Genomic DNA, 6,675 nt, shown 5'->3' on the forward strand with positions numbered 1-6,675 from the left:
CCGCCGTATACGGAACCGTATGTACGGTGGTGTGAGAGGGGCGAAAATAATTAAATTATTTTCCCTCTACTCGATTTCCACTAACTGGCAGGATAGTTGAAGAAGGAATTACCTTGAAATCCTAAAAAAGCACCCTAATTTGGATGCTTACTCAATATTTTCAATTAATGAATTAATTTCAATCATTCGATCCTTAAACTGATCTAATTTACTAATTAACCATGATGTATTTGTATCCTTTGGCTGAGATAACCTTGTTCATTTGAAATTTAAAATCTTCATATCCCTTAAAATAATCTTCAAAATCTCCACGCTGAATATCTTCATTAGCTTGATAAAAATGTTTAGCTGTTAAGTACCCTTGATAGGACATATTTAGAAAGTTGCCAGCAACAACATACTTTGTATCCCCTTCGAAATTATTAAGTGAATCATAGGAGTCATTTGCATCTGTATATAATTGCTGAAACAAGCCTTGCAAGTAAAAAACATCCCATTTCCAATTTTCTTTCATTCCTTATCACTCTCCTCTAGAACAAGACTGACGCAAACAAGTGTTCCATGGAAGGAGTTTACAACTTTAAGTTTTCGACAAACAAAAAAGCAAATTCCGAAGGCGCTCCCATATAAAATTATTTTATTTTAGCTTTTACATAAACAGCGTCTGTACCTTCCCTACCAGCTTCTAAAAGTTCAATCTTATTGTCTTTATGAAGTTCATTAACATTTTTCAGTGTTAAATTAATAATATCCTCTGTTAATCCACCAAAAATTAAAGTGTCTCCAGATTCACTCCCTATCCTGGTTAACAATAAATCTTTGCTCATTTACATCACCCCAATCTAATGTATATAATTCCATTATTCGGAAATTAATTCCTGTTAAAAAACAAACTGATCAAAAAAATATTTCACTTTGTCTCTGTTACCTTCCTCGAAATAATTAACATTTCCTGACTCTAAAGCAAGAAACTTAATTACATCAACAACATCTTTAACAATCCAATCTGCTCCTTCAGTTATAACTGATAAAGCTCTTGGTTTAAAATGAGCGAAATCATTTCTATAATTAATCATTCTGTCTATAGATCCTCGTTGTGTATCAATTATATTAAGGACTTTACTATCTAATCTCTGCATCATGTAAGATTCATCCTGACAGTATTCTAAAATATCCCAGATACCTAGGAGTTGGCTTAAATTGTACCAAACTGTACTGTCTAATATCCTTGTATCAGCATTAATATCGAAGCCTAATTCTTTATAGTATTCAATCATTTCTTTTTTCTTCTGCTCAAATTTCTTTTTTCCTAATTTCATTTCTAATACTCTCTCAGTGCTAGTACCCTTAATTGCACAAACACCAAAACCATATAAAGCACCATGCAAAGAAATCATAAGCCATTTAAACCAGTATTTATCTTCTCGATTATTAAAGTGCAAAACTGCTTTTTCTAGGTAATCGATTGCATTTTCTAATTCATTAGTTCTTAGTATATCTGCCAAATTAAACCACCTCAGAGTAAGTGTATTACTTATAAGATAGTGTGTAAAATTAAAAAGCACCCTGAAAAGGATGCTTATCGTTATGCTTTATTCCTATTAGAAATCATAGCTGTTAAAACTATAACGAAGGAAACCTACTAACAAAACCAATACAGGAGTTTTTAACATGAAAAAGATCATTCTTTGTGTAATTGCTTTAGCTATTTTTCCTTCAATAACTTATTCAGAAAAGATACCGCCTTTCCAGGAAACGCTAAAGGTGTGGCGTTAATTTATAATATCGAAAGGAAATTTAGAGATAAAAGAACAAGTCTTAGTATTCATGCTTTACATATATGCCGATGCCTACGAGGATTGGAAAGTATGATAGCTATGAGGTATTACATTTATTCCTAATGAAATAAGTTGGACTTTCCCACTAACTCGATATTCCGAGAACAATTGGGCGGGAATATGGGATGAGATTTCCCCAACGATGAGACCTACTCGAATTAAAGTTCGAACAATAAATTCAAATACTAATGCGGTTGGTCCTGCTGTACTTGAAGGAAATTTATCATGTTCAAAATAATAGTCGTTTATTCGACTAACGGGCCAGGTTAGTTTAACAAGATATGGTTAAAAAATTGGCTTAAGCGATATGTAATACGGGTATTAACAACTGAATATGAATGGTTGACCACTAACATAGAGCATCTAAATGTAGTGAATGTATAATGTAGATATCCCTCATGAACAAAGGAGAACTAAAAATGAGAAAACTCGTTCTATTTCTGCACGCATCGCTTGACGGTTTTGTAGAAGGTCCGAATGGTGAAATGGACATTGGCTGGGTTTCCTATGATGCTGACTTGGAGAAACACGCGAAAGAAATTCTGAGTACAGCCGACACTGTCATATGGGGACGTGGGACTTATCAGATGATGCACAGTTACTGGACATCTGTGCCTTCGGATCCCTCAGCTTCGCAGCATGAACGGAATCATGCCGAGTGGATCGAAAAGACAGCGAAAATCGTTTTTTCCACCACGCTGGAGAAAGTCGAATGGAACAATTCCAGACTGGTGAAAGAAGATGTCGAGGTAGAGATCAAGAACCTCAAACAGCAGCCAGGCAAGGATATGGTCATCCTCGGCAGTCCTAGGTTAGCACACTACCTTATGCAGCTTGATTTAATAGATGAGTATAAAATTACGGTTTCTCCCGTCCTTATCGGCAGCGGGTTGCCGTTATTCCAAGGTCTCAAGGAGAAGATTAATCTTAAACTTATCGAAAACAAGACATTTGATTCTGGAGCCATAGCCCTCGTTTACCAGACGGTTAGATGACCTTTTCTCCTAAAGCAGATTACGACGGATACGATAGCTCAATAAGCCGCCTCTTTAACGGAGCGGTTTTCTTATCGTAAAGATCAACATCAGGGTTTAACATAGCCAAACAATAAGAGGATTTTTTCTTTAAGATTTCGTTAAACAACACACTTAAACTATCGGGTGCGGTGATCCAGGCAGGGTTAACCGCCTTTTTTGTTGAACTCCTTATTGTACAAACGGGCAGGTTAGTGGAAGAACGTTTTGTATTAAACATAAAAAAGAACGCCATAGATTGCATCTTACGAAAACAACTTGGCATTCTTATTTTATGAACGATGTAATGAATTTTTTTATAACTAATCCAATTATCACTCCTGGTATAACAAATAACATTGGTAAAAAAATAGGTCCAAACAATACACCGAAAACTTTAATATCAGTGGAATAAATCAAACCAAGAGTGACAAAATACGCTGCAAAAACAAAAGGAAGAAATAAAAAGGGAGAATTCTCTCCTCCTCCATTTGCATCCTTTACAGCATCCCACATTGAAAAAAAATACAGACAGGGATAAAACAATAGCCAATTGAAATTGATTTGCTCAATAGAAGTATTAGTATCACAATGAAAACTTGAAATGATTGCTTCATTAAAATTTGATTGGATATTTACAAGAAATTCAAGGGAAATGAACAATACGCCTTTAACATATTTTTGATTTAATAGTTGTCCAAAACCAGGCAAAGCAATGGACCATAATAATTTCTCAATCGCATTCTTATTCAATCATAATCCCTATTCCTTTTGGTTTTAGCTATTTCAATTTCATCAATTGATGCAGGGGGTTTTTCCATCCAACCATGTTCAATCATAATGTTCGCTCCATCTTCTGCATAATGAACAGCTTCAAGAAATATGCGTAGAAACTTTGAACCCAAGTCACGTCTAGCAACTGTACCTATTGCAGTTCCATAATAGCCAAGTGACATTCCAGAAAGCATGGATACTTGGAACATCATTAACTTATCTGAAAATGGCGGAGTCGTAGATTTAAGAACTTCTGAATCATATGTAGGTGATTCAGATATATTTTCTTCTGCTAATGTATGTGCCAAAATATCTACAACTTTATTAGCGATATTTGCTCCTCTAACCATATAATTTTGAACCTCTTTTAATCCTGCAACCTGAGCAAAGCCTAATAGTAACGCTTTACCAACAGCATTTCTTTCCATATTTTCATAAAAGTGCATGATTTCTAGAGAATTTATTGGGCGACGTTCTCCAAACCAACCAGTTAAATATCCTTGTTTCTCAATAAATTCAACTTTTTCTGGAATTGGAATAGAGGCAGCCCTAGAATACAATCCTTTTTCTAGTGAGATGTTTAAGGATTTAAAATATAATTCCCTAGTGAGGTCTACTGCACTTGAAAAAAGTTCTAATACATCGGAGCGTGTACAACCAGCTAAAGCTGCACCATATGCAGTTAAGCCATGTCTTGACATATTGTGAACAAAATTTAATAAGAATGTATCAGAATATAGTGCAGGTGCATTTGTATTAACATCCTCATTTTCACTAAAAGCTACGGGAATGGGATGACTTTCTTTAACATAAATTTCTGTAATGTTTTGTAACATTTTATCTGCTATTGAAATAGCCAAATTAATTACTGTTCGTATTTCCTCATCTTGGGTCTTTTCTATAAAATACTTAAATACACACTTCGACATACTATTATTCATGTATCCAGTCCAAAGTTGAGCTATTTCAGCAGAAGTGAGACGAATGTTATGTTCAGAATTCATAAGTAATTAACCCCCTGGTAGCATATATTTTTAAAATGCCCTTTTTAAAGCAAAATAATATAATTTTTACTTATGATTATTGGTTTTATTAATTTTAATAAAATAATGACCGTTTCTATCAATTGCATCGAAAGACAATAGCTATTTGTGAAAATATGTACTTAAACTAACGGGGGCTTGTGTTGAAGAAGGAGTTGCTGGTGGCAGCTCTTTTTTGTTGTTCAACTATGGGAGTAGGATACTTAAAAAAGGAGTATTCAATCGGAAATTGCCAACGGACAGAATAGTTTAATAATACTGGTACCTTACTGAGATCCGAAGAATCATAAATAGTGACTAAATTGTTTTATAGTATTGACATATATAATACGTATCTATATTATATGTGTAAATACTAAATACTAAATACTAAATACTAAATACTAAATGCTAAATGAGGAGTGTTAACCATGTGGCAATTCGAGCACACCATTATGACGAGGGTAAAAGCAGAAACGATTTGGAGCCTGTACAGTAATATCTCCACTTGGACAGCGTGGGATAAGGGGATTGCAAGTGCATCGCTGGATGGCCCCTTTGTCCAAGGGACACGAGGATTGTTGCAACCTTTAGGACAAGAACCTCTCGTATTTGAACTAACGGAGGTCAATCCCTTACATGGTTTCTCGGACGTTACGGATATCCCAAATGCGGGCATTCAAATTCATTTCACGCATTTGCTGAAGGAATCAGGAGGAGAGACGCAGGTAACCCATAGGGTGAGTATTAAAGGAACAAATGCAGCACAATTGGGACCTAAGTTTGGGGCCCACATGGTCGAAGGTATCCCGACTACAATCGAGGGGCTAATTACTCTAGCACTAAAAAAGGAATGCCAAAATGGTGCATGATATCTCAGGGAAAGCATGTCGTTATTGGATTGGAGTCGTTTCCGCTTCACATGTAAGTAGGGGGGTAGAGGGTGGTTTTGCCCAGCTCTGTCATGGGAAGGCAGCACCGTTAAGAAGGATGCAATCCGGTGATTGGCTTATTTATTACTCCCCGCGAACAGATATGAGCAATGGGGAGCCCCTGCAAGCTTTCACTGCGATTGGGCAGGTGCAGGACGACCATGTATATGAATACCGGATGTCCGATTCATTCGTACCTTTTCGACGTAATATTCAGTATGTGGATTGTAAGGAAATAAAGATCCGCGCACTCTTGGAGAAGCTAAGCTTCACGCGGGGAGTGAAAAACTGGGGTTACTTGTTTCGATTTGGACATTTCGAAATCTCGGAGCAAGACTTTAGGATAATTGCGGACACAATGTTGAACACAGAGAGAGAGGAATAACATATGAGTTCGAAATTCAATAATGCAGAGGAAAGCCCTGGCTTTATGCTATGGCAGGTGACAAATATTTGGCAGAGGGCGATGAGAAAAGCATTGGAACCTTTTGAATTAACTCACCCACAATTCGTTCTCCTCTTTTCCTGCAAGTGGTTAAACGAACAAAACGACCAGTACGGCATTACACAAGTTCAATTAGCTCAGCATGTAAAGATGGACGTCAACGTAACCTCTCAGGTTCTAAGGACTTTGGAGAAAAAAGGATACATCAAACGCAGACCTCACCCAACGGATTCAAGAGCGAACGTTATATCCGTAACTATGTCTGGAGATGAGTTAGCCTCACGCGCCGTTCAGGCTGTAGAAACGGAGGATCGTGCTTTCTTTTCTGGGCTTGGTGATGAGATTGGAAATCTGAACCAGCTCCTACAAAAACTGTTGCATCTTTAACCTCTCTATTGGATAAACCTGCTTTGAACGTTGAGGCATTTGAGGCTAATCTGTAGCTGGGTTCCACTATAGAGGAAACGATTGAAGATAGTAGTTATGTTTTGCTTTAAAGGTGAAATAAGGGTATTGTGAAAGATTTCACTTAAACTAATGGGTGCTTTACTTGAATAAGAACAACATAAGTAAGAACAACATAAGAATCCAATACTAGGTGTGAAAATTCACGAGTGGCAAAAATGGCTGTGTTTATGTCTTCTTGCAAAT

10 protein-coding genes are annotated in these 6,675 nt (G+C 36.6%); 5 read left to right on the forward strand and 5 right to left on the reverse strand.

The genetic code is table 11. The annotated features are described in order from the left end of the window. Positions 1-211: 211 nt before the first annotated feature. The 3 genes from AC3WR0_RS25180 to AC3WR0_RS25190 form a co-directional block, all read right to left on the reverse strand. A complete protein-coding gene (locus tag AC3WR0_RS25180; RefSeq protein WP_492554819.1) occupies positions 212-514 on the reverse strand; it encodes a hypothetical protein in 303 nt (100 codons plus the stop codon). A 118-nt stretch (positions 515-632) separates the two neighbouring features. Beyond that, positions 633-827, reverse strand: a complete 195-nt coding sequence (locus AC3WR0_RS25185; RefSeq protein ID WP_492554820.1) for a hypothetical protein — start codon at positions 825-827, stop codon at positions 633-635. Between the two features lie 54 nt (positions 828-881). After that, complete coding sequence (locus AC3WR0_RS25190; protein ID WP_492554821.1) at positions 882-1,505, reverse strand: hypothetical protein; 624 nt, start codon at positions 1,503-1,505, stop codon at positions 882-884. Between the two features lie 388 nt (positions 1,506-1,893). Here AC3WR0_RS25190 and AC3WR0_RS25195 point away from each other — a divergent pair, with 388 nt between their 5' ends. Together AC3WR0_RS25195 and AC3WR0_RS25200 are read left to right on the forward strand one after the other, a co-directional pair. After that, a complete protein-coding gene (locus AC3WR0_RS25195) occupies positions 1,894-2,076 on the forward strand; it encodes a YoqH family protein (protein WP_492554827.1) in 183 nt (60 codons plus the stop codon). A 181-nt stretch (positions 2,077-2,257) separates the two neighbouring features. Beyond that, entirely contained in the window at positions 2,258-2,833 is a 576-nt protein-coding gene (locus tag AC3WR0_RS25200; protein WP_027321433.1) for a dihydrofolate reductase family protein, read from the forward strand. 306 nt (positions 2,834-3,139) lie between these two features. Here the strand turns inward: AC3WR0_RS25200 and AC3WR0_RS25205 are convergent, their stop codons facing one another. After that, positions 3,140-3,604, reverse strand: coding sequence for a hypothetical protein (locus AC3WR0_RS25205; protein WP_492554822.1), 465 nt, complete (start codon positions 3,602-3,604; stop codon positions 3,140-3,142). Then, positions 3,601-4,629 carry a DUF3231 family protein gene (locus AC3WR0_RS25210; RefSeq protein ID WP_492554823.1) on the reverse strand — a complete coding sequence of 343 codons (1,029 nt, stop codon included), beginning with the start codon at positions 4,627-4,629 and terminating at the stop codon, positions 3,601-3,603. Before AC3WR0_RS25210 ends, AC3WR0_RS25205 begins: the two co-directional genes overlap by 4 nt. A 449-nt stretch (positions 4,630-5,078) precedes the next feature. On the opposite strand from AC3WR0_RS25210, the gene AC3WR0_RS25215 reads away from it, so the two are divergent. Genes AC3WR0_RS25215 through AC3WR0_RS25225 form a run of 3 tightly spaced genes read left to right on the forward strand, consistent with a single transcriptional unit; the run spans position 5,079 to position 6,411 of the window. After that, positions 5,079-5,519: an SRPBCC family protein gene (locus AC3WR0_RS25215; protein WP_492554824.1), complete on the forward strand. Its 441-nt coding sequence runs from the start codon at positions 5,079-5,081 to the stop codon at positions 5,517-5,519. Then, complete coding sequence (locus AC3WR0_RS25220) at positions 5,509-5,964, forward strand: EVE domain-containing protein (protein ID WP_492554825.1); 456 nt, start codon at positions 5,509-5,511, stop codon at positions 5,962-5,964. Before AC3WR0_RS25215 ends, AC3WR0_RS25220 begins: the two co-directional genes overlap by 11 nt. Before the next feature lie 3 nt (positions 5,965-5,967). Continuing rightward, entirely contained in the window at positions 5,968-6,411 is a 444-nt protein-coding gene (locus tag AC3WR0_RS25225) for a MarR family winged helix-turn-helix transcriptional regulator (protein WP_492554826.1), read from the forward strand. Positions 6,412-6,675: the final 264 nt, after the last annotated feature.

The sequence above is a fragment of the Neobacillus sp. FW104-15D2 genome (assembly GCF_058790155.1).

What these genes read in the sequence shown, in the direction of transcription:
- AC3WR0_RS25180 (WP_492554819.1), bottom strand. Translation starts at nt 514, where the DNA reads ATGAAAGAAAATTGGAAATGGGATGTTTTTTACTTGCAAGGCTTGTTT.
- AC3WR0_RS25185 (WP_492554820.1), bottom strand. Translation starts at nt 827, where the DNA reads ATGAGCAAAGATTTATTGTTAACCAGGATAGGGAGTGAATCTGGAGAC.
- AC3WR0_RS25200 (WP_027321433.1), top strand. Translation starts at nt 2,258, where the DNA reads ATGAGAAAACTCGTTCTATTTCTGCACGCATCGCTTGACGGTTTTGTA.
- AC3WR0_RS25210 (WP_492554823.1), bottom strand. Translation starts at nt 4,629, where the DNA reads ATGAATTCTGAACATAACATTCGTCTCACTTCTGCTGAAATAGCTCAA.
- AC3WR0_RS25215 (WP_492554824.1), top strand. Translation starts at nt 5,079, where the DNA reads ATGTGGCAATTCGAGCACACCATTATGACGAGGGTAAAAGCAGAAACG.
- AC3WR0_RS25220 (WP_492554825.1), top strand. Translation starts at nt 5,509, where the DNA reads ATGGTGCATGATATCTCAGGGAAAGCATGTCGTTATTGGATTGGAGTC.
- AC3WR0_RS25225 (WP_492554826.1), top strand. Translation starts at nt 5,968, where the DNA reads ATGAGTTCGAAATTCAATAATGCAGAGGAAAGCCCTGGCTTTATGCTA.